The sequence below is a fragment of the Psychrosphaera haliotis genome (assembly GCF_039523615.1).
Taxonomy (GTDB): Bacteria; Pseudomonadota; Gammaproteobacteria; order Enterobacterales; family Alteromonadaceae; genus Psychrosphaera; species Psychrosphaera haliotis.
In genome coordinates, this window is sequence record NZ_BAAAFQ010000010.1 from 102,161 (window position 1) to 122,515 (window position 20,355).

The following is a 20,355-nucleotide window of genomic DNA, read 5'->3' on the forward strand; positions in this document are numbered from 1 at the left end:
CATCGTTTGTACAGTAAAAATAAAAGGAGAGTTATGAAAAGTTTGGGATCACTATCTACGGCACTTATAAGTGCTGTCATTATTTCAGGGTGTAAGTCAACACCAGATGTAACGCCAGAGCTGGAATTAGGTACATCCGTCATTGGCTCTGCTCCCGTTGCATCTTCGAACTTCAAAGGCGTTTTCCAAAGCCTTGCTAAATCTAAAAACGCGACTATCTTAACTTCAAACAACAAATACGGCACTTTTGATTGGTTTGTTGTGAGCGATGTGGAACATCCTAGACCTGTTTATGCTGACGACTCGAAACTCGTTGGTGTTTTCAAACAATCTTGCAACGGAACGGTCGTGGTGAATGGGCCTACGCCAAACCCGTTAGAGTTATATGACTTAGGGGTTAACGGCAGTATTTCATTTGAAAAGCTCGGTTTGTCGTCAGAAACACTAGATGTATTTGCCAACCGCAGTCGCAGTGATTACGTCAGTGGAGGACAGATTCAAAGTGTTGCACGCTATTCAGTTGGAATATGGAATGAAGCATTCACAAGTGCACATAACAGGTTTTTTATAGAACCGGACTATCCACAAAATTCCTATTTTTGTGTTCAAAACCAGGAGTTGGTTGAGGCCATTTGGCTGGGGTTTGGTTGGGAAAAATCGAACCTGGGTGATCTACCCAGAAATCTCGCCTTGTATTTTGGCAAGGAAATACAGCTGGATGCCTGGGTCAATGAAAAAGTAAGGCGGTGGAAAGTGAATGCGGACGATGTCATAGCCAAACAAAAAGCTGAGAGACGTAAAAAAGAAGCTAAACAAAAAGCTGCGAGACGAAAAAGCGAAGCCAATCGAGCTAAATATGCTGAATATAGTGAGCATATGAAAGCCCACAAAGCCGCTTGGTCAAAGAGGCTTACGCGGAATTACGGAATTGGGGATGAGGTTTGTAGTTACGACGACAACAAACGCGGCAATGTTGAAATGGCTAACGGCACCAATCTAAAAGTGTTTTGGGCCAAAAAATTTGTTGGTAGTAGATACTCTGGAGGCAATGGTATGTTTTTTGGTAAGTTCCCTTACAAAAAATTTACCGATGATTACACCTTTCAGTTGGAGTACTTATCGATCAATGAATACCAATGGGTGACTAAAGACGATGTGTCAATTTGCACCATTGACGCCATGTAACCATAAATTGTAGTCAATCAAACTCGATCTGGCAGGAACCAACTTTGATGGCTTTCTGTCAGATTTGATCCAGTTCTAGAAATCAAATTTGGTAGTTCAAGTTAAGACTTATTCATTTAATGGTTGGGTTGTCTTTAAATAACAACCTTGAAGTCTGTAGTTAAGAATCACAATACAAGTCTGCGGTTCGCGATACCAGCAGGCTTTGCCTACTGTTTGCTGGACTTTGCCTTCGATTTCGCGGAATAAATAACTTGTACTGCCTCAGTTTAGCTTTTAAGCATAGCGAGCTTGACCCGCCAACGAATTAACGTAACTGTATGCTCTTTAATGCCTCATCTTAAATATTCGACAATAAACTTAATTCATTGCCACCGCAGAAAGAGGACAGTCAAAAGTTTGGTTAACATATATCCTCCTTTTTTATTTTACTACCATCTCATTTTAGGGCTAATAAATAGTCAGCTTCAACCCCCACTATTTCTACGTCAGTTATCTAAATCTAAGTGCTAAATATCAGGCATTCAGTTGTTCATTACGCTGAACAAGCTCAACAACATCACGTATGGTTTCATTGTCTTTTACTTGTATCGATAGGTCACAATACAGCATTTTGAATCCTCGCTTTGGCTATTTATACTTGTCTGGGTTTTGTGCTTTAACTTTACTCGATTTAATCAGCTTACTTAAAAATCGTTTTGTTTTTGGAAGCATTGCTATGAATTTGGTTAACCATTTTTACCCCCAACTTTCTGATCTAAGAAAGCTAAGGAAACAGGTGTTGGTGACTCTATAAAGGATTGATTAAACTTAATGGAATAAGTTTAATTACCAATACTTCCTTTATAATTCAATCGGTTGAGCAGTAGCTTCAAGACTAAATTATTCGCTCATTTAAAATGTATTGCCAAATCTCTTCCCAGAAAATTTAGCAGATAATTAAAGAGTGGATTTCAAATGTCTCAAACTAATTTCAATTGTCTCAATCTATAATCCGAGCCTATATTAGCACTCTTGCCCAGCAGCCCAGCCACTTGCCCAAGCCCATTGAAAATTATAGCCGCCTAACCAACCACTTACGTCCACAACTTCACCAACAAAGTAGAGTCCTTGAACGGTTTTGCACATCATTGATTTAGACGATATCGCATTGGTGTCTACGCCGCCTAAGGTAACTTCTGCGGTTCGGTAACCTTCCGTGCCGTTTGGTTTTATTTGCCAAGCACTTAAGGTTTGTACCACGGCATCAAACTCTTTGTGTTGCAGTTGCTTTAGAGGCTTGTCGGCAAGCTTTTGCTCGGCTAATAATACTTCAACAAAACGTTTAGGCAGCCATTGCGCTAAGGTGTTTTTAAGACTTTGATTTGGCGACTTTTGTTTTTGTTCCGTTAGGCTTTGTTCAACGTCCATGCTTGGCAATAAATCTATGCTTAACGCTTCGCCCGGTAACCAGTAGTTAGAAATTTGTAAAACAACCGGTCCAGATAAACCACGGTGAGTAAATAACATGTCTGCCGCAAAGGAGGTTTGATCTTTAGACTCGATTCGCACTGGTAAACTTACGCCAGAAAGCTCTGACAAAGCGTCTTTATCTGACTGATGTAACGTCACCGGAACTAAGCCGGCTTTTGTTGGTAAAACGGGAAGGCCAAACTGCTCAGCAACTTGATAACCAAAGGGCGTTGCACCTAACTTAGGCATGGATAAACCGCCCGTGGCAACAACCACACTTTCCACTTGGTATTTAACCGAAGGTGTTTCAACGACAAACCCTGAATCTACTTTTTCTACGCTTTTGATATCGGTACGGAGTCTAACGGTGGCGTTGGCGTCTTGGCATTCTGACATTAATATACGAACAATTTCTTTGGCGCTGTCATCACAAAATAGCTGACCAAAATCGCGTTCGTGGTATGCCACATTGTATTTGGCAATGAGCCCTAAAAAATCCCACTGGGTATAACGAGATAACGCCGATTTTACGAAATGAGGGTTACTACAAAGGTAGTTATTTGGCTCAACGTCCATATTGGTAAAATTACATCGGCCACCGCCCGATATTAAGATTTTTTTGCCCGCTTGCTTGGCATGATCAAGCACCAAAACCTTACGGCCACGGTAACCCGCTTGCGCTGCACACATCAAACCTGCAGCACCTGCACCTATTACGATCACATCAAAATCTTTATTCATTATTACCAACTATGCCAAACTCTATTTAATGCGCCAATTGTACTTACTAAACTAGTACAAATCCAAAAGGTCACCGTTATCAAAACAGCGCGCATTTTCCTTGATTCCCTAACTAATCACAACTTCTTAAATAAAAGAATAAAAAGTAAACAACTAAGTCACTCAAACTGTAGAGTATTTAGCCTAACTCCATTATAATCGCCGCCGTTATTAGGTCTTTTTTTTGGTGAGTCATGTTTCGGTCATTTTTCAGTGTTATTTTAGTTATTTGCGTGTGCTTACCCACATTTACGAACGCAAAAACCTTATTACGTGATGACGATGACTTTGAACTAGAACCTATGTTTAGAGATAAAACATGGGATATGTCTGCGGAACTTGGCGTTCTTATTACTTCTGGCAGCACTCAATCAACATCTTTTTTAGCTAAAGCTAACGCTAATCACGAATGGCAAAATTGGCGAATGAAGTATTCATTTAACGCCCTTTATAAAAAAGATGACGTTTATGATGAAGAGCAACAAAAAGAAATTTTTAAGACCAGCGCCGAACAGTATATTTTTAATATCCAAGCCGATTACGAGCTAACGGAAACCGATGCTGTATTTGGTTTTTACAGTTACACCGACGACCGATTTGGGGCTTATGTAGAATACGCTACCATTGTAGCCGGTTACAGTTTTAGAGCCGTAAATGACGATGATATGGTGCTTGATTTAAACCTTGGTCCTGGTTATGCCAAAGGGCTTACCTTTGAAGGCGAAAGTGAACAAGGTTTTATACTTCGTGGCTCCGCAGCGTTTAAGTGGGACTTTACTGACTACGCTCGGTTTGTTCAGAATGTCTCGGTAGAAACAGCAGGATTTAACACCCGTACCATTTCTGAAACATCTTTAAATACGAGACTGACTAGTTCTATGCAAATGAAAGTCGGTTTTAAAGCAACACACAATACAGAAGTAGAAGGTGAGCAACCTAAGCTTTCTACTGAAACCTCATTAACATTAGTAGTAAATATTTAAACTTGGTCTCATTGGACTAAAAGATTACAAAAAGGATTCAAAATGAAAAAGTTATTACCTCTTAGCATGCTTACAGCTGCAATCTTAGCGCCTTCAGCATTTGCAGAAGATGAAGTTAAGCCTCTTGAAGTTTCTGCAGAAGCGGGTGTTTTAATCACGACTGGTAACACAGAGTCTTCTTCTTATTTTGGTAACGTTACTGTTGTTCAAAATCTTGATGAGTGGAAAAATACATTCACTTTCGACATTCTGAAAAAAGAAAACGAAACTGAAAATGCAGCTGGTAACACAGTGACAGAAACAACGGACGACCGTTACACTCTTTCTGCACAAGGCGACTATAAAATTGGTCCTAAGTCAGCACTATTCGTTTTTGGTAGCTATACAAACGATGAGTTTGGCGCTTACGAAAAATACTCTACGGTTGCTGCTGGTTATAGCTTCCGCGCTTTACAAAAAGACAACATGTACTTAGATGTTAACGTAGGTCCTGGTTACACATCAGCTGAAACTCAAGAAGGCGAAACTGAAGACGGTTTTGTTGGTCGTGCATCTGGTGCATTCCAGTGGAAAGTTTCTAAGTCAGCTACATTTGTTCAAAACGTTAGCTTAGAGTATGCAGACTTTAATACTCGTACTATCACTGAAACAGCGTTAAAAACAACGTTGACTGACATGATGAAAATGAAAGTAAGCTACAAAACAATCACTAACTCAGACGTAGCGCCTGGCTTAGACAAAACAGATACAGAAACAGCGGTAACATTGGTTGTTAACTTCTAATATTGATTAATTAGAAGCTGTATATACATTTCATCTCATACTTTTAAGTTAATCGTATGAGATGAAACTTTTACCTTACATGGTGTTTCACCAATATACTCTCCGTCGGCCTCTATCTCTAGACCAGCCGTGGTAATTTCTGCTTCATCTTCTTTTTGCATCTTGTCATGAAAAACACCTTTAGAAGATAAATGCCTACCTTTTGTTAATTTAAGCAACAACATCACTTTAGGAATAACCGACAACTTTGGCGCTCGAATAACCGTTAAAGACTCAGTTCGACCATCTTGATTAGGTGCAATTGGCAACCCACCACCAAAGTACTGGCTGTTGGCAAAAGCCGTTATGAGATTTCGATATTTTGTGGTTTTTCCTTTAAACACAAGTTCACACTTGGGTTCTTGGTAAAAAGGAATGTGTCGCAGAGCCGCTACTAAATAACTTAGTGACCTAAACAAAGACTTTTGATGGGCAAGTTGTTTCGCAATCACAGCATCAAAACCTACGCCTAAAACGTTATTAAAATACCGAACTTTATTATCGTAGTGACATTCACCTAAATACAGTGTTTGCACTTGATTACCCAATACAATATTAATTAGGTCTTGTTGTGAATGACCTTTCTGCTTAGCTTTATTAAACCATTGCTTGGAAAAATCATTGCCTGTGCCGGCTGGTAACAACCCAACATTTACTTTATGACTTATATTTTGGTGCAAGTGGGCGTCAACTATACAATTGACCACCACATTGAATGTGCCATCACCGCCTAATATCACCACGTCGGTATACTCTTTCAAGTGCGCTTTAAAGTAGTACTGATTAGCCGTTAAATTAGCTTCTGTAGGGTATAAGGTGTAATTAAGCGATCGATGTTTAAGTTCGCTAATTAACAGAGCCAATAGCTTTTGTCTTTTAGCACTTTGAACCGGATTAAATACCACTAAATAGTGAATTGTTGTGTGAGCTTCAGACTCTATATTTTGTGCTTCAGGCATTTGTACTACTGGCATTTAGAGGCGTTATTTAGGTTCAATTTCAATTTGTTGCTCATTAAGACGAATAATTGATGGGCCGCGCTGACGGTCATTCACTTTGTTTTTACCGCCAAATTCAACAACCGTTCCGGCGTATAAGGTATGGTTTACATGAATTTCAATCACATCCATGTAATCTCGACGACGCTGAATAATTCTTTTTCGTTGGTAACTGAGCTTGTCCGCTAGTTTTGATGTTTTGGCAATTTTGCGTTTGAGATCATGCTTTTGCTCTTCAGACATCAGCATCTTTAGTTTGTCTTTAAGCGTTTCTTGCTCTTCCATAATAGGTTGGAGCTTTTCCCAAATTTGATTTTCTTTTTGCTTAAATACCTTAAAAGTACGATTCATTGAAATTTTTGTATCGGCACCCGCTGGAGCGCCCATATGACCAACTTCAATACCTTTGCTCACTTCAATGTTACCGCCAATTAACTTACCGTTAGCTTTAATGCCTTGGCCAACTCTTAGCGACGCTGCAATTAAGTTACAGTGCGATAGTTGTTTATGCACAAATACATCTCGCTTTGAGCGAATATCAATTTGATTAGCAAACGCTATGTTTACTCGGTTTCCTGCCTCTAAAAGACAATTGTATTGACGGCCTTCTACTTCAGGCTCTAGTAGTTTTCCAGACGCTCCGGCGATAACCGTAATTTCACCTTGGCAACGTATTGAGGCTGACTCGACAAAACCTCCAACCACTACGTCACCCGTTGCTACCACTCGCATGTCGGGTGATACATCTCCGCTAATGATCACAGTACCATTAAATTTAATATGGCCTTGCTTAGGCGTAAGCTCGCTGACGGTATATACATTATCCACTTCCATACGGTCGTCTATGACTCGCGCTAACCCTTCGCGACTCGCCACTAAAACATTTGGATCTGAATCATCAACAATAGTGCCTTGTGATAATTCTAAGTCTGCATCTTTTCCTGGGGTAGGAGGCAAATCATCACCTAAAACATTACGACCAGGCTTGCCGTCCGTTGGTGGGATCTTTTGATAAATTTTTTGACCGGGTTTTACCGTTTCAATATCGCCCAAATCTCTAAGGTCGACTTTTCCGCCTTCTTTTTCTGCTGGTTTTCTCAGCTTGTCAGAAAACAACTCAATAAGAGGTTTAAATCTCGCATTTTTTCCATGTTTAGGATCAAGACCAAAAGCAATGTCACCCTCAAAGATTTCACCCGGCGCGGCATCAAATCCCTTTTCTAATAGCTTCTCAATTTTTGAACGTTTGAGCCCAAATCGAACGCCTTGGGCTTTGCAGGTATCTTTTACATCGTCTAATGAAGGCATTTCGCCGCCATAAGCACTGACAATTTTCAGTTTTGCAGTCATTTTGTCAGGACTAATCGTCACTAACAGCTCTGCGTCCCTAATTTCGGCAATTTGATGGCCAATGTCTGCCGTCTCGTATTCGCCTTTCTCTATATTTTCAATTTTTTCGTTAGCAAGCTCGGTAAAATTAATAACTTCTTCAGTCAACAAGTAAGCATCATAAACAGCCGACTCTGAAAAAGCGTCCATTACGTCTTTTTCGCGGACAGCCTTAGTCTCTCTGTCACAATGGAGAGAGATAAACGTGTCTTTGCCTTCCTGCGAAAATTTAAAGTTACTCACAATACTTCCTATTACTGCTGAAATACATTTTGTTGCCGAATTTGATTGTACCCAAGTTTCGTGCCGAAATGCATTATCTTTTATACTAATTTTGTGGATTATTTGAACATTTGCAGTCCATAATAAGGTATTGAAACAAGGAGCTTTTACAATGTTGAAATTTATATCGGCCACAATACTCATTTTCATTAGCTTTGTTGTGTTTTCTCATGCAGAACATGACAAGCCTCGATATGTTGCAAATAATGGCGTAGACCAAGGGCGATGCGATAAAGCAGACACACCATGCAAGACAATTGGGTTTGCAGCAGCTCAATCTAACAAGGGCGATATTGTTTATGTGTCTTCCGGGGAGTACTTTATTGAAGACGTTTCCGATATTTTTTATTTAACCGGCTCATTGATTAAAGTTAAAGGCGGCTTTTCTCAGCAGGACAAATTTAAAGTGCAAAGCGCTAAAAACAATCCAACATTAATTCACGGCATCCCCGCTGAGTATCACCAAACTTTGGTGAGTAAAGGTTTTAAACCACAATCCGATTTAAAAGCGATGTCTGCAGAGCAGCAAGCAGAACTAAAAGAGAAAATTTCTGCCGTAAAAGCCCTTAGCCAACAACAAAAAAATGTTCAATGTATGGACGGTATGGCGGGCAGTTATGCCTGCAACAATATGGACTTAGTTTCACACGTTCCACTTGAAAACATGAGTTCAAAACCACCTTCTGGTAACGACGTTTGGGGTCACGTAGATTTAAATACGAATACTGAATACGCCTTAATGGGCATTAGAAACGGCACCGCTGTTTTTAATTTATCAAATCCGTCTAATCCAGTTGAAGTAGGCACGGTTCGTGGCTTAAATGCATCGTGGCGCGATATAAAAGTTTATCAGTACTATGATGACACGGCTAAACGTTGGTTTGCCTACGCTTATGTCTCTACCGATGGTGCGGATGATGGCATCACAATCATTGATTTAAACGACTTACCAAACTCAGTTTCACTCGTTAAAAAAGATTACACGGACGACAGTGCACATAATGTTTATATATCAAATGTTGATTACTCAACTGGCGTAGCAGTAAATAATTACGTTCCTAAACTGCATGTTATGGGCTCAAATAATTACGGTGGCGCACATCGTAGCTATAGCTTAAGCAACCCAGAGTCGCTGTCAGCAGCTTATGTTCCTTTTGACAAAAGCCGAAGTGACTACACTCATGACGGCGCTTCCATGGTAGTGACCGATAGTCGAGTTCAAGATCAGTGTAATCGCTCTGGTGCATTCTGTGATGTGTTCATCGACTTCAACGAAAACCAACTTCGCCTTTGGGATCAAACAGATCCAGCTGCAACAACAGAACTTGCTTCAGCTAGCTATCAAGGTGCACAGTACGTGCATTCTGGATGGTGGAGTGAAGACAAAAAATTCGTATTTTTACATGATGAGCAAGACGAACTGTATAACGGTATTGATACAACCTTGTATGTTTTTGATGTACGCAATTTAAACCTACCTGTTTTGAGTGGTAAGTGGATTGGCAGCACGCCAACCATAGATCACAATGGTTACGTTAGAGGTAATAGATACTACATGTCTAACTATGAAAAAGGCGTCACGGTATTAGATATTACGTCTCCGTCGAACCCTATTGAAATAGGCAACTTTGATACCTTTCCTGTGAGTAACAATACGAGCTTTAATGGTGCTTGGGGCGTTTATCCATTTTTACCAAGTGGCCTTATATTAGTGAGTGATATCAATTCTGGTTTATATGTATTACAAGACAAGACCCGCACGGTAGACGAAGGTCAGTTACAGTTTACTCAGTCTTCATACACTACCGACGAAGGTGAAACCGTTACATTTAATGTTGAACGGGTAAATGGCTCCACTGGTGAAGTGAGTGTTCAGTTTAAAACTTTGCAACTTTCAGCGAACAGCGACGACTTTACTACAACAACGGGAACATTAACTTGGGCCGATGGCGATACCACAACTAAAACAATTGACGTATTAACGACTTTAGATACAGACGATACTGAGTTTTCTGAAATATTTAGTACCATGTTGTTTAACGTACAAGGCGGTGCAACATTAGGGCAATACAAGTCTGCGCAAGCGGTGATCAACGGCTTAATTGACTATGGTAATGTGTCCTTTTCTAAACCAGAATTCACCATTTATGAAGGTGTTAACAGCACAAATGGTCAGTCTTTAATAAACATAGATCTAATTAGAAGTATTTCTGATGAAGGCGCTTTGTCAGTAACTGTTGGGGTAGACAGCAGTACGCCTGTGAATGCTCGAGATGACATCACGATAACAAGTGACACTGTGCAATGGGCGGATGGCGAGCAAGGAGCTAAAAGTATTACCGTTGCGATTAACAACGATACGCTTGAAGAAGCGCTTGAACAAATCACACTGACGTTAACCTCAAGCACGCCGTCAAATGCTTTTGTAAGTGCAACCACCGTTTTAAACCTATACGATGATGACTCTAATACTGCACCATCGTTTTCAATGGCCAGCGACACATTTACCATTGGCACCAATTACGACTTAAGCCAGGTAGTTTCTGATATTACCGATGAAGCTTTAGACTTACTTACCTATGAGTGGCAAGTGCTGTCTGCTGCAAATGGCGAAACCCTAACAAATGAAAATACTTTAGACGCTGTATTCACAGCAAGTAATGCAGGCACCTACGATGTAAGTTTAACCATCACAGACGTATTTGGCGTGTCTACGCAGCAGCAAGTAGTTTTAACCGTGGCAGAACCAGCAGGTCAAGACGACTTAGGCAATGACTCAAACGAAAGCTCAAGCGGTGGCTCAAGTATGTCTCTAAATTGGCTGTATTTAAGCCTGTTATTGATATTTACTCGCAGAACAAGAAACTATTTGCTTAAACATTAAGCAATCAATAACATTGAGGTAAATCAGGGAGTGACAAGCAATTTAACTTTGCTTATACTTCCTGAGCTTCATTAAGCCCCCTTAGCTCAGTTGGTTAGAGCATCCGACTCATAATCGGCAGGTCCCCTGTTCAAGTCAGGGAGGGGGCACCATTTTAAAAGACTCTTCCGGTAAGTATCTACTTACAAAAATATTCGCAACGCCCTTCAGAACTAAAATTACCGATATGCATGACTTGGAACCATACTGATATTGTATTGATATGCTTCAATGTGTGACCCGCTGCGTTTTTGAAATAAAGCCTATTGATTGCTTTCAGCAGCAAACGTTGTTTTAAAGTACTTGTGCTCAATATCCTTTAATCTTGCTGGATCATTGAGTACGTCACCTAAGGTATTTATCAAAAAATCGTAGTTGGTATAGTCACTTTCAACGGTAAGTAGCTTACGGATCCAACTCCACATCTTCTCTTTTCCGATCTCGCGTTCCAACATTATCCAGTTTATAGAGCCAAAGGTGTAAACATACAAATTCCGATTTCCATAGTCGGCCGAGGTGTTGATTTCACTGATTGGCGTCAGCTTTACGTTTGCTAATTCTGTTAGTTTTTTCGCTATGATCGCTTGGTAGGCGTCTTCTCCAATTAAATCCTCTGTTACTTTCAGTGATAGATATTCTGAAAACGATTCGGATATCATATCGCCTAGCTCAGAATTGAATTTTCTATAGGTACCAAAGTAGTAGTGCGCGAATTCATGGGCGAAAAATGGTTTAAACCAGTCGGTTGTTTTGTCATTGATAAGGTCTGCTAAGCCATTTTCCATATGAGCTATATAGACGATGGAAGGGTAGGCAACAAAAAGCCAACCGTTCTTTTTAGACGTGGGTGTTGTGTGGATAAAAACGATCTTTTCACCGTAAGGGAGGTTTAGCTTTTTTTGGTAATAGCGTTCGAATGAGGCGCTTACTTTTCCAAATTTTGTCATTTGGTTGGGGGACAGCCTTGAGTTTAAAAAGTAGCTTCCATTGCGTTGCGCAATATCAAAATCACCAGCAAATAACATTAATTGCTGAGCTTTGTTGCTGCTAAAAGTTCCAGACGTACCTTTAACAGGTGCACTTCCGTTTACGTGGATTGACTGGCAGTCTGCACATTTTACTTCGATGTCATATACTAAAGAGTCAAACCTAATATCTTTATCAATATCGTATAATACCGGATACCAGGCAGCTTGCATTCCATCCGCCCTTACTGTTTTGCCGTTAAAGGCGATATTTCCTTTCCAGTCTCCGTAGTCGCTCGCTTTTGTCATGTCTGATATGACTGGAAACTTTCCCGTATATTTAAATGTTAGGGAAGAGGGTAAAAATTTTCCTTTACCTGTTTTGTCAGGCAGGTAATACCCAAAGCTTTCATACGAATATTCATTGTTGTAGTCTTTTTGATAACTGTAATTAAAGCCATCGTCTTTATCTCTGAAGTACTGGATATTTAACCCTGAATTAATAAAAATATAGTAGTTTTTTATTTTGGGGATGTTGCTCAGTGTGAAGTTTGCGTCGATTGTTCCGTGTGTCACGGATAGAGTTAACGTGCCTGATAGCTTTGGGGGTTTGGCTGATACTATCGTGGAAAAGAGTGCAAATATAAACAGTATGGCGTATTTCATAAACGTCCTTGCTTTGACTAATTGTCCTTACAATACATCAATGTATCGTTAAATGTAATCAGAGCCGACGATAACAGCCAGCTCAGTTAGGGGCGCTATTTACCGTGTTTCTTTTTGGTTCCGACAACACGTCGTGCAATCGCTAACAAGTTCGGTGAAATGTCTTTGGCACCGTCTTTTATAAGTTTGCTTACGTCGCTTGATGCAAATAATGCTGTTGGCGCTGAATCCGTTTTGATACATTGATACATGTGTTATGCCAAGTCCGTTTACGGTAATATACGGGCGTGCTGCGTATGCAAAAAATCAATAAAATAACGAAGGTCTCATAAAAATTCATGAAAATTAATATATTGAACATTGTCTTGGTAACTCTAACTCTTGGGTTAACCAACGTGTCTCAAGCAGATGTCATCCCATTAGAGGACTGGTGGTTGCAGGCTGATAATGCTGGCGGATTGCGCCAAAATATCGATTCGCCAGATATGTATTTTGCGGTAGCCCAAACGCCGTTATGGTTACCATACATGAATTATGAAATTATGGAGGGTTATCACTGGGCAACCTATGCCGAAGCATCATCCATGTTAACGTCAAATTCCCTCTCTACACGTGTACATACCTATTTTAATCAAGAAGGTTGGTCTGGGTATTATTTTCAAGGCGTTAATCGTTATTTTTTCCGATACGCCGATAGCAATATTAATGGCAAATACAAACATGCTGGTAACTATGTAAACCACAATGACACACTTTCGAACTTCAACCAAAGTAACTTTGCTGGTCTGATATTGATTAAAGATGAGTTTGTTGAGCCGGTTTCGGAGCCAGCTACTATCGCGGTATTTGCATTAGGGTTGGTTGGTTTGGTAATACGAAGACGCAGAGCACGCACATAACCAAATACGAGAATGCTCTGCCAAAATTACTGATGATTGCGGTTTATGTGACCGCTTATCTATCCAGTCGCCACGTTGGACGTTCAAGCTTGATGTCTTTACCAACCGCTTTGATGATCAGAGGCACTAGGCGTTCTTGATCTGGGCCAACGAGTGAGAAAACATGGCCATTGATGTCGTTTCGACTAATGACATTTTGCTCTTCAGGCGCCGAGCTAAAGTTAGACTTGTTCTCATCAACAATTTGCTTAGACAACGTTTGTTGCATTTCTTTGGTCGCCATCGCTTTTTTCGTAGCTAGCTTATTAGTTTTGGTTCTTGCTGTACGACCTACTCTGTGAAGATAGTCGTTATTGTTAACTGGTAAATCGAAGTTAACCACATAATACAAGTCGTCAATATCGATACCACGCGAAACAATGTCGGTTGCCACTAGGTAGTTAAACTCGCCTGTTTTAAAACCTTCTAGTCGTTGCTGACGCTTTTTCTGTGAAATATCGTTATGGATACCCGTTGTTACAAAACCTTGCTCATTAAGTAACTTATTGAGGTAATTCACTTCGTGTTTGCTATGAGCAAAAATCAATACGCGCGCGCTGTCTAGGCGTTTTAACAAGGCATATAAATGCTCGTGTTTCTCTTCACGACGTACGCGATACATAGTATGAACAATCTGATCGAGAGCAGGTTGAATGTCACCGCCTTTAATCAGTTTCACGCGATTTTGGTACTCTTTACTAAATTTGTTAAGTGCTTTTGAATCCGTAGCCGAAAACAGAACTTTTTGCGCCTTAGCAGGCATTAACGCCATCATATGTTTAAGTTCGCTATGAATGCCCATGCTAACTAAACGGTCTGCTTCATCCATTACAAAAAACTGAATTTTTTCAAGTGATATGGTTTTGGCTTTTAGCATGTCCATTAAGCGTTTTGGTGTTGCGACTAAAATGTCGGTTCCGCGCTTAAAACGATTAGCTTGCGATTGCATTCTAACGCCGCCAAAAATACTAATAGTACGAAGGCCAAGATCTTTACCATATAAGCCAATCGACTCTTCTACTTGCAAGGCCAGCTCACGAGTTGGCACCAAGAACAATGCTCGGATAGGTCTGACTTGCTCTGCGCTGTAATCAACCTGACTTAACTCTTGTAAAATCGGCAATAAATAAGCCGCCGTTTTGCCCGTTCCTGTTGGTGCAATCGCATAGGTGTCTGTACCTGATAGAACAGCGCCAATAGCTTTTTCTTGGATATAAGTAGGCTTACTATACCCTAGTGTTTTAGTGTTTTTTTGAAGGGTTTTGTTAAGTCCGAGTTTTGCGAAAGATGCCATGATGCTCAATTGTTGACGAATAATGCTTTTATTATACCTCAAGTCTGCCGATTTGGTGTGCAAATTGCGCACGTAAATTTTATGCCCCATGATTTACTTAACCAGACACGCTTGAATAGCGACTGAAACGAAGTTTGTAACGGTACAACTCACTCCCAACCTTGTTACAAACAAATAACCAACACTTAAACACAATTAAGCGTTAAATTATTGATCTTGTGTTGTTTTTCGGTACTATCACGTCGCTAAAAATGGACTTTTAAGGCATCTACTTTTGGCTTTTCTTTTTTTTGCCCAGCAACTACGGAGCTAGTATGAACTTCATACCAAAAGCTATTGCGATTTTATTGATTGCAGTTTCAAGCTTTTCTTCTAATGCAGATATTATTCCTGCAGACTTTTTAAACACTAATGATCAACTAATCACGGTTGATACAGAAACCGGCATTGGCGCAAAAGACGCTAACGCAAATGCAACGTTATTACGCAGTATGTTGGGCACTATTACGAGTTCAACTTACAATCAAACGTATGGTATTACCGATACCTTGATATCTAGTAGATACGAAATAGTTTCTGTTGCCACTAAAGTTTTCAACGAAGACTATGAAGTTCAGTTAAGTAGAAGTGTCGGCATTGAAGGCTCACACCTAAAAGATTTCTACGGTCACGCACTAATTATAGATATGGCTAATGCACTATTTGTAACCAACGACGTGCCAGAACCTGCACCTTGGTTGTTATTGATGTCGGGCATGATTGTCATTGCAGCAAGAAAAGCCTACAAGCGTTAGCGCGTAATTAGCTTAATGAGATGGTTATAGGCCATCTCATTCACACTGTCAGCATTTTTTACATAAAACACCTCGACACGCCTAATAGAAACCCAACTCATTGTATTATATAGTTTTTACTAACAGGCACGTTTTTTGTATGTTTTTCAAACATATAACTAAATAATAATAACAATATCCCAGGATAACCACATGACATCAAAGTTGCTAAAAATCGGACTTACCTCACTGATTTTACTTTTTACTAGTATTGCCAACGCGAGCGTAATTACAGACCCACTTGAAGATAAGATTGTAACGGTCAATAATTTAGATTGGGTTTGGGCGTCACCATGTGCAGGTCGTTGTTCGCAATTGGTAAGTAATTGGGAATACGCGGGCGGATTGTACACAGATACATTAAATACTCAGTTGGACGTATCAATCTGGCGTTTTGCGAACCAATTTGAGTGGGCTATGGTTCCTGCGCCTGCTTTATTTCAGAACCCAGACAAATGTGCGTCATCAGCATTTGATGCAACATATAGCCATTGTGACTTTTCCGACAGACGAGTAAGCGAAATTGATTTTTCAGTTGCTGAGACTATGCTAGTGCGCACCAACAATGTCAGTAGTAACGTAAATGCTGTTTCAGAGCCATCAACATTAGCGTTATTTGGTCTTACTATCTTAGGGTTAGCATCACGCAGATTAAAAAAGCAAGCGTAGTTAAAACTGCTTTTTAAATTAATGCTCGGCGTTAATTTAAATTAAAGAAAACACCAACCATCACCGTTGGTGTTTTTTTTGTTTAACGAGGATCATTTAAGTTACTTTTTTCGTCTGTAAAAAAGTTAGGACTTCCTTCAAACAAGTCTTTGTCCATTTCCCTATTAAATTGTTTTGCATCCATGTCAAACTGGCTAAATCCTAAATGAGTTAGTTTATATACTTCGGTATACGCATCGTTCACTATATCAAAAAGACCACGCATGGCTTTCTCCTCGGGCTTTGCTTATCAAGTTAATAGTTACAACTTAAGTGATACTTCTACTAATAAACTAAGAAAGAAACATACCAGTTTGTTTAAAATTTGTAGTGCTCTGTTTTACAAAGAGTTGTTGTTTTTAGTTGGTTTTGGAATCGTTTGTTTTTGCACCAATTTGATCAGTGATGCACTGTTGTAGCGCCAAAAAGTGATTTATTGCTACGTGTTTTCAGTTAGCTCCTGTTAGGGTAGGAAAAAAGTTTCCCGTTTTCGCATCCAAATCACAGTTAGATACGTTACGGAGATAACACATAACAGTAGGTCAAATATGGAACATGATGAATTATTGCCTCTTCTCAGTGCGACTGCGAAAGGTGACAAAAAGGCATTTGCGGAATTGTATAGTGCAACCAGTGGAAAGTTATATGCTATCAGCCTGAAAATGCTAAAAAATACCGCTCAAGCAGAAGAAGCTTTGCAAGATGCTTTTATTAAAATTTGGCATAACGCCAGTGATTATCAGTCAAACAAAGGCGTGGTTATCTCATGGATGATCAGCATTGTTCGGTATCGTAGTTTAGATTTAATTAGACACAATAAAGTGAGAAAAGAGCAAGAGTTTACTAATGAGCATAGCGCTGATTTAGAAAGCGTTGAAGTTAACGATGAAACTGACTTAACCATTGAGTATGAATCGGGCAACGACAATAAGTTAGTAGACTGTATCGAACAATTAGATCAGCAGCAGCGCCAAGCTATTCATTTAGCTTATTACAAAGGCCTAACTCATTCTGAGTTAGTTGATCACGTGTCATCACCTCTAGGTACTGTAAAAAGTTGGATTAGACGTGGCTTACAACAATTACAAAGGTGTTTAACGTTATGAATTATGAAAATCAAAAACTCATAGACATGTTGGCAGCAGAGTATGTGTTGGGAACGTTAGTGGGTTCAGCGCGAGATCGCTATTCAAGACTTATGTTAACGTCAAACCGAGCTCGTGAAGCAACTTGGAAATGGGAGCAACATTTAAATCGGCTAGCGAGCTCAATTGAAGCCGTTGCACCAGATCAACAAGTTTGGGAAAAAATTAGTCAGCGTATTGATAATAATGTTGTTGCTCTGAATATCCAAACCCGCGCCAGTAATGATGAAGACAATAAGCCTGAAGAAGCAGTGAAAAAGCCGAAAAGCAGACTCTTGCAAGCTTGGTCATTGGCTGCCACGGTTGCCTGTATTGCCCTTGCTGCTATTGTTTGGCAATCTAAAACGCCATTGCCTATTGATACATTTGAAAGTAGTCAGTTAGCGGTCTTTAAAAATGAATCTAAAGCGCCATTGTGGTTAGTGGATGTTCAAGACCAAAACTTAATTGTTAGGGCGAGCTCATCACTTGAAGCTAGAACCGACAAAGATTACGAATTATGGATGATATTGAAAGGCCAAGACGCGCCAGTTTCATTAGGCTTATTGCCTAAAGATGGTATGAAAACATTGTTGAAGAACAGCCAGTTTAATGCGCAAGATATTGCATTATTAGCGGTCAGTTTGGAGCCTTTAGGTGGCTCACCGACTGGTTCACCTACTGAAGTTCTTTATACGACCGACCTAATTGTGCTTTAAAGCACAGAACATTCACCTACGTTGGTTAATTAAACAAGGTCCGTTTTACAAAGCCAGGCTTGAAATAGAGTCTGGTTTTTTTATGCCTAACAATTAGTTTCATTTATTTTTCACTATTCTGCATCCAGTTTGAAACCTTACGCGTTTTCTTCATGACTTCTTAATAAAACAAAGGATAAAGTCATGAAATTGTTAACTCCATCTTTAGTCGCTCTGGCTGTATGCAGTACTCTTTTCAGCACGGCAAGTGATGCCTCGAGTCATAGAGAAGCACCAAACATTGCTCGATTTGCAGCATTAGACTCAACAGATTTTTACGCATTTAATAGTTACGAAGAAGGTCGTGGTGAATATGTCACATTAATCGCAAACTATATCCCTCTTCAAGACGCTTACGGTGGTCCAAATTATTTTGCGATGGATCCCGACGCTACATACAGCATACATATAGACAGCGATGGCGACGCCATTGAAGATATGACCTTCGCATTTAATTTTAAAAGTATGCTAGCGCAAGACAATGAAGGTATTGCTCTTACCGTTGGTCCTGAAGGTAATCAAAGAACCGTCGCAGTACCTTTAAAGAATATTGGTGGCATCGCGCCTGGTAACAACGCCGCAGTAAATTTTAGCGAAAGCTACTCAGTGTCTGTTATTACCGGTCCACAGCGCACTGGTACAAAAACCATGCTAACAAACCCAATGACCAATACTAATGATTTTGGTAAGCCATTGGATTATGTAGGTAATAAAACATTCTCATCAATGGAGAACTACCAAGCCTACGCCGACCAATTTGTCTATCAAGTGTCTATTCCTGGTTGTGACAGCATGGCAAAAGTATTTGTTGGTCAACGTAAAGACCCATTTGTTGTAAACCTAGGTAAAACGTTTGACTTGGTGAACTATGTTCCAGTTGAAGGTGACAGCGCTCCAGGCGCCGGTGATGGCGAAGGTTTTCCTGGTGGGATTACGCAAGATGATAGCAATGATGACTTAGCGGATAAAAACGTAACCTCTATTGCAGTTGAAGTTCCAAAAGCCTGCGTAACAGGTGAAGGCAATGGCACTATTGGCACATGGACAACGGCGAGTCTACCTCAGGCACGTATTTTAAATCCAAACGCGACTTTTGAAAAACCAAGTGTAAGTGGTGGCGCATTAACTCAAGTGTCACGTTTAGGTAACCCTCTAGTAAACGAGTTAGTTATTGGTTTAAAAGACAAAGATTCGTTTTCTTCATCTCACCCACAAAATGACGGTCAGTTCATCGACTACGTTACTCACCCATCATTACCAGAGCTTCTAAACATTCTGTTTAAAGACGCAGTAAATACAACGTTAGGCACAAACATGGAAACGTTAGCACCAACTAACTTCCCACGTAACGACTTAGTTACTGCCTTTTTAACTGGCTTCCCTGGTGTTAACCAGCAAGCAACAGTAACAGGTGCAGAAATGCTTCGTTTAAATACAGGTATCGCGGCTACAGCTCAAGCAGATCAATCTGCATTTGGTGTTGCGGGTAATGACTTAGCAGGATTCCCAAATGGTCGTAGACCTGGTGATGACGTTGTAGATATCGCACTTCGTGTTGTTATGGGTCGCTTATGTCACCCAGTTCCAGTGAATGGCACTGATACAGACTTAGGCTTATGTGCTCCGGAAGATGCAAATACAGGTTTAGTTCCATTTACTGATGGCGCCCCTCTAGATGCAACTATGATGGACGCGTCGTTTCCATATTTAGCAACGCCTCTTGCGGGTTCAAAATAGGAGACACCAATATGAATAATACTTTATTCAAGCTGAGTGTGATTGCCTCTGTGCTACTTCTAACGGCATGTAACGACAGCAAAAATGAAAGACCAGAAATTAACTATAAACCACAGGCTATCAATGCAAATGTGATTACTCAAACAGAAGTCGTTATCACCGACATGCTAAATGCGTATGACCAAAATAATGAGCCTCTTACGTTTACCCTCGTTACTGAACCAAAGTTTGGAACGGTAGTTATTGCCGAAAGTGGTAATTATACCTACACACCAAACTTAGAGGTGACGGGTGCAGATAGCTTTGAATTTGTTGTTTCAGATGGTGTTAACCAATCTGATATCGGCATGGTGAATATCACAATTGAAGCGCTGAACGTTGATTTTGCGACTCAGGTTAGCAAAGCCTTTAGTCAAAGTCCTTCGGACATGCCACTTAGTGTAAATGGCCGACATTACCTTAACACTGAAGTTGAAACGGATTTTGATGAGTTGCTTGTCGATTTTTAAGTTCTTTAT

Annotated in this window: 18 protein-coding genes and 1 tRNA gene; 12 read left to right on the forward strand and 7 right to left on the reverse strand. The window is 40.2% G+C overall.

Features of this window, described 5'->3' with window-relative positions:
* The first annotated feature begins 33 nt into the window (after positions 1-33).
* Complete coding sequence (locus tag ABD009_RS12645; protein WP_343825953.1) at positions 34-1,185, forward strand: hypothetical protein; 1,152 nt, start codon at positions 34-36, stop codon at positions 1,183-1,185.
* Between the two features lie 1,005 nt (positions 1,186-2,190).
* Here ABD009_RS12645 and ABD009_RS12650 read toward each other — a convergent pair.
* Positions 2,191-3,378, reverse strand: coding sequence for a BaiN/RdsA family NAD(P)/FAD-dependent oxidoreductase (locus tag ABD009_RS12650; protein ID WP_343825955.1), 1,188 nt, complete (start codon positions 3,376-3,378; stop codon positions 2,191-2,193).
* 233 nt (positions 3,379-3,611) lie between these two features.
* Between ABD009_RS12650 and ABD009_RS12655 the strand changes: the two genes are divergently transcribed.
* Positions 3,612-4,400 (forward strand): DUF481 domain-containing protein, encoded by a 789-nt coding sequence (locus tag ABD009_RS12655; protein ID WP_343825957.1) that lies wholly within the window; start codon positions 3,612-3,614, stop codon positions 4,398-4,400.
* A 42-nt stretch (positions 4,401-4,442) separates the two neighbouring features.
* Entirely contained in the window at positions 4,443-5,183 is a 741-nt protein-coding gene (locus ABD009_RS12660; RefSeq protein WP_343825959.1) for a DUF481 domain-containing protein, read from the forward strand.
* A gap of 35 nt (positions 5,184-5,218) precedes the next feature.
* Here ABD009_RS12660 and ABD009_RS12665 read toward each other — a convergent pair whose 3' ends face one another.
* Entirely contained in the window at positions 5,219-6,196 is a 978-nt protein-coding gene (locus tag ABD009_RS12665) for a diacylglycerol/lipid kinase family protein (RefSeq protein ID WP_343825961.1), read from the reverse strand.
* 9 nt (positions 6,197-6,205) lie between these two features.
* The gene (locus ABD009_RS12670) at positions 6,206-7,852 is read right to left on the reverse strand and encodes a flagellar assembly protein A (protein ID WP_343825963.1); all 1,647 of its coding nucleotides are present in this window, start codon (positions 7,850-7,852) and stop codon (positions 6,206-6,208) included.
* A gap of 151 nt (positions 7,853-8,003) precedes the next feature.
* On the opposite strand from ABD009_RS12670, the gene ABD009_RS12675 reads away from it, so the two are divergent.
* Together ABD009_RS12675 and ABD009_RS12680 are read left to right on the forward strand one after the other, a co-directional pair.
* Positions 8,004-10,775 (forward strand): choice-of-anchor B family protein, encoded by a 2,772-nt coding sequence (locus ABD009_RS12675; protein ID WP_343825966.1) that lies wholly within the window; start codon positions 8,004-8,006, stop codon positions 10,773-10,775.
* Positions 10,776-10,850: 75 nt separating this feature from the next.
* Positions 10,851-10,927: transfer RNA gene (locus ABD009_RS12680), tRNA-Ile, on the forward strand.
* Positions 10,928-11,077: 150 nt separating this feature from the next.
* On the opposite strand, the gene ABD009_RS12685 is transcribed toward ABD009_RS12680, so the two are convergent.
* Together ABD009_RS12685 and ABD009_RS12690 are read right to left on the reverse strand one after the other, a co-directional pair.
* A complete protein-coding gene (locus tag ABD009_RS12685; RefSeq protein ID WP_343825968.1) occupies positions 11,078-12,445 on the reverse strand; it encodes a M1 aminopeptidase family protein in 1,368 nt (455 codons plus the stop codon).
* 95 nt (positions 12,446-12,540) lie between these two features.
* Positions 12,541-12,696 (reverse strand): hypothetical protein, encoded by a 156-nt coding sequence (locus ABD009_RS12690; protein ID WP_343826087.1) that lies wholly within the window; start codon positions 12,694-12,696, stop codon positions 12,541-12,543.
* Between the two features lie 87 nt (positions 12,697-12,783).
* Here ABD009_RS12690 and ABD009_RS12695 point away from each other — a divergent pair, with 87 nt between their 5' ends.
* The gene (locus tag ABD009_RS12695; protein WP_343825970.1) at positions 12,784-13,344 is read left to right on the forward strand and encodes a PEP-CTERM sorting domain-containing protein; all 561 of its coding nucleotides are present in this window, start codon (positions 12,784-12,786) and stop codon (positions 13,342-13,344) included.
* 55 nt (positions 13,345-13,399) lie between these two features.
* Here ABD009_RS12695 and ABD009_RS12700 read toward each other — a convergent pair whose 3' ends face one another.
* Positions 13,400-14,749 (reverse strand): DEAD/DEAH box helicase, encoded by a 1,350-nt coding sequence (locus ABD009_RS12700; RefSeq protein ID WP_343825972.1) that lies wholly within the window; start codon positions 14,747-14,749, stop codon positions 13,400-13,402.
* A 242-nt stretch (positions 14,750-14,991) separates the two neighbouring features.
* Here ABD009_RS12700 and ABD009_RS12705 point away from each other — a divergent pair, with 242 nt between their 5' ends.
* Entirely contained in the window at positions 14,992-15,471 is a 480-nt protein-coding gene (locus tag ABD009_RS12705) for a hypothetical protein (protein WP_343825973.1), read from the forward strand.
* Between the two features lie 192 nt (positions 15,472-15,663).
* The gene (locus ABD009_RS12710; RefSeq protein WP_343825975.1) at positions 15,664-16,179 is read left to right on the forward strand and encodes a PEP-CTERM sorting domain-containing protein; all 516 of its coding nucleotides are present in this window, start codon (positions 15,664-15,666) and stop codon (positions 16,177-16,179) included.
* Between the two features lie 82 nt (positions 16,180-16,261).
* Here the strand turns inward: ABD009_RS12710 and ABD009_RS12715 are convergent, their stop codons facing one another.
* Positions 16,262-16,444: a hypothetical protein gene (locus ABD009_RS12715; protein WP_343825977.1), complete on the reverse strand. Its 183-nt coding sequence runs from the start codon at positions 16,442-16,444 to the stop codon at positions 16,262-16,264.
* Between the two features lie 322 nt (positions 16,445-16,766).
* Here ABD009_RS12715 and ABD009_RS12720 point away from each other — a divergent pair, with 322 nt between their 5' ends.
* The 4 genes from ABD009_RS12720 to ABD009_RS12735 all read left to right on the forward strand — a co-directional run bounded on the left by ABD009_RS12720 (position 16,767) and on the right by ABD009_RS12735 (position 20,346).
* Positions 16,767-17,324 carry a sigma-70 family RNA polymerase sigma factor gene (locus tag ABD009_RS12720; protein ID WP_343825979.1) on the forward strand — a complete coding sequence of 186 codons (558 nt, stop codon included), beginning with the start codon at positions 16,767-16,769 and terminating at the stop codon, positions 17,322-17,324.
* Positions 17,321-18,061 carry an anti-sigma factor gene (locus ABD009_RS12725; RefSeq protein ID WP_343825981.1) on the forward strand — a complete coding sequence of 247 codons (741 nt, stop codon included), beginning with the start codon at positions 17,321-17,323 and terminating at the stop codon, positions 18,059-18,061. The genes ABD009_RS12720 and ABD009_RS12725 overlap by 4 nt, the downstream gene beginning before the upstream one ends.
* A gap of 183 nt (positions 18,062-18,244) precedes the next feature.
* Positions 18,245-19,837 carry a DUF4331 domain-containing protein gene (locus tag ABD009_RS12730; protein ID WP_343825983.1) on the forward strand — a complete coding sequence of 531 codons (1,593 nt, stop codon included), beginning with the start codon at positions 18,245-18,247 and terminating at the stop codon, positions 19,835-19,837.
* Between the two features lie 11 nt (positions 19,838-19,848).
* Complete coding sequence (locus ABD009_RS12735; RefSeq protein WP_343825985.1) at positions 19,849-20,346, forward strand: Ig-like domain-containing protein; 498 nt, start codon at positions 19,849-19,851, stop codon at positions 20,344-20,346.
* Positions 20,347-20,355 lie beyond the last annotated feature (9 nt).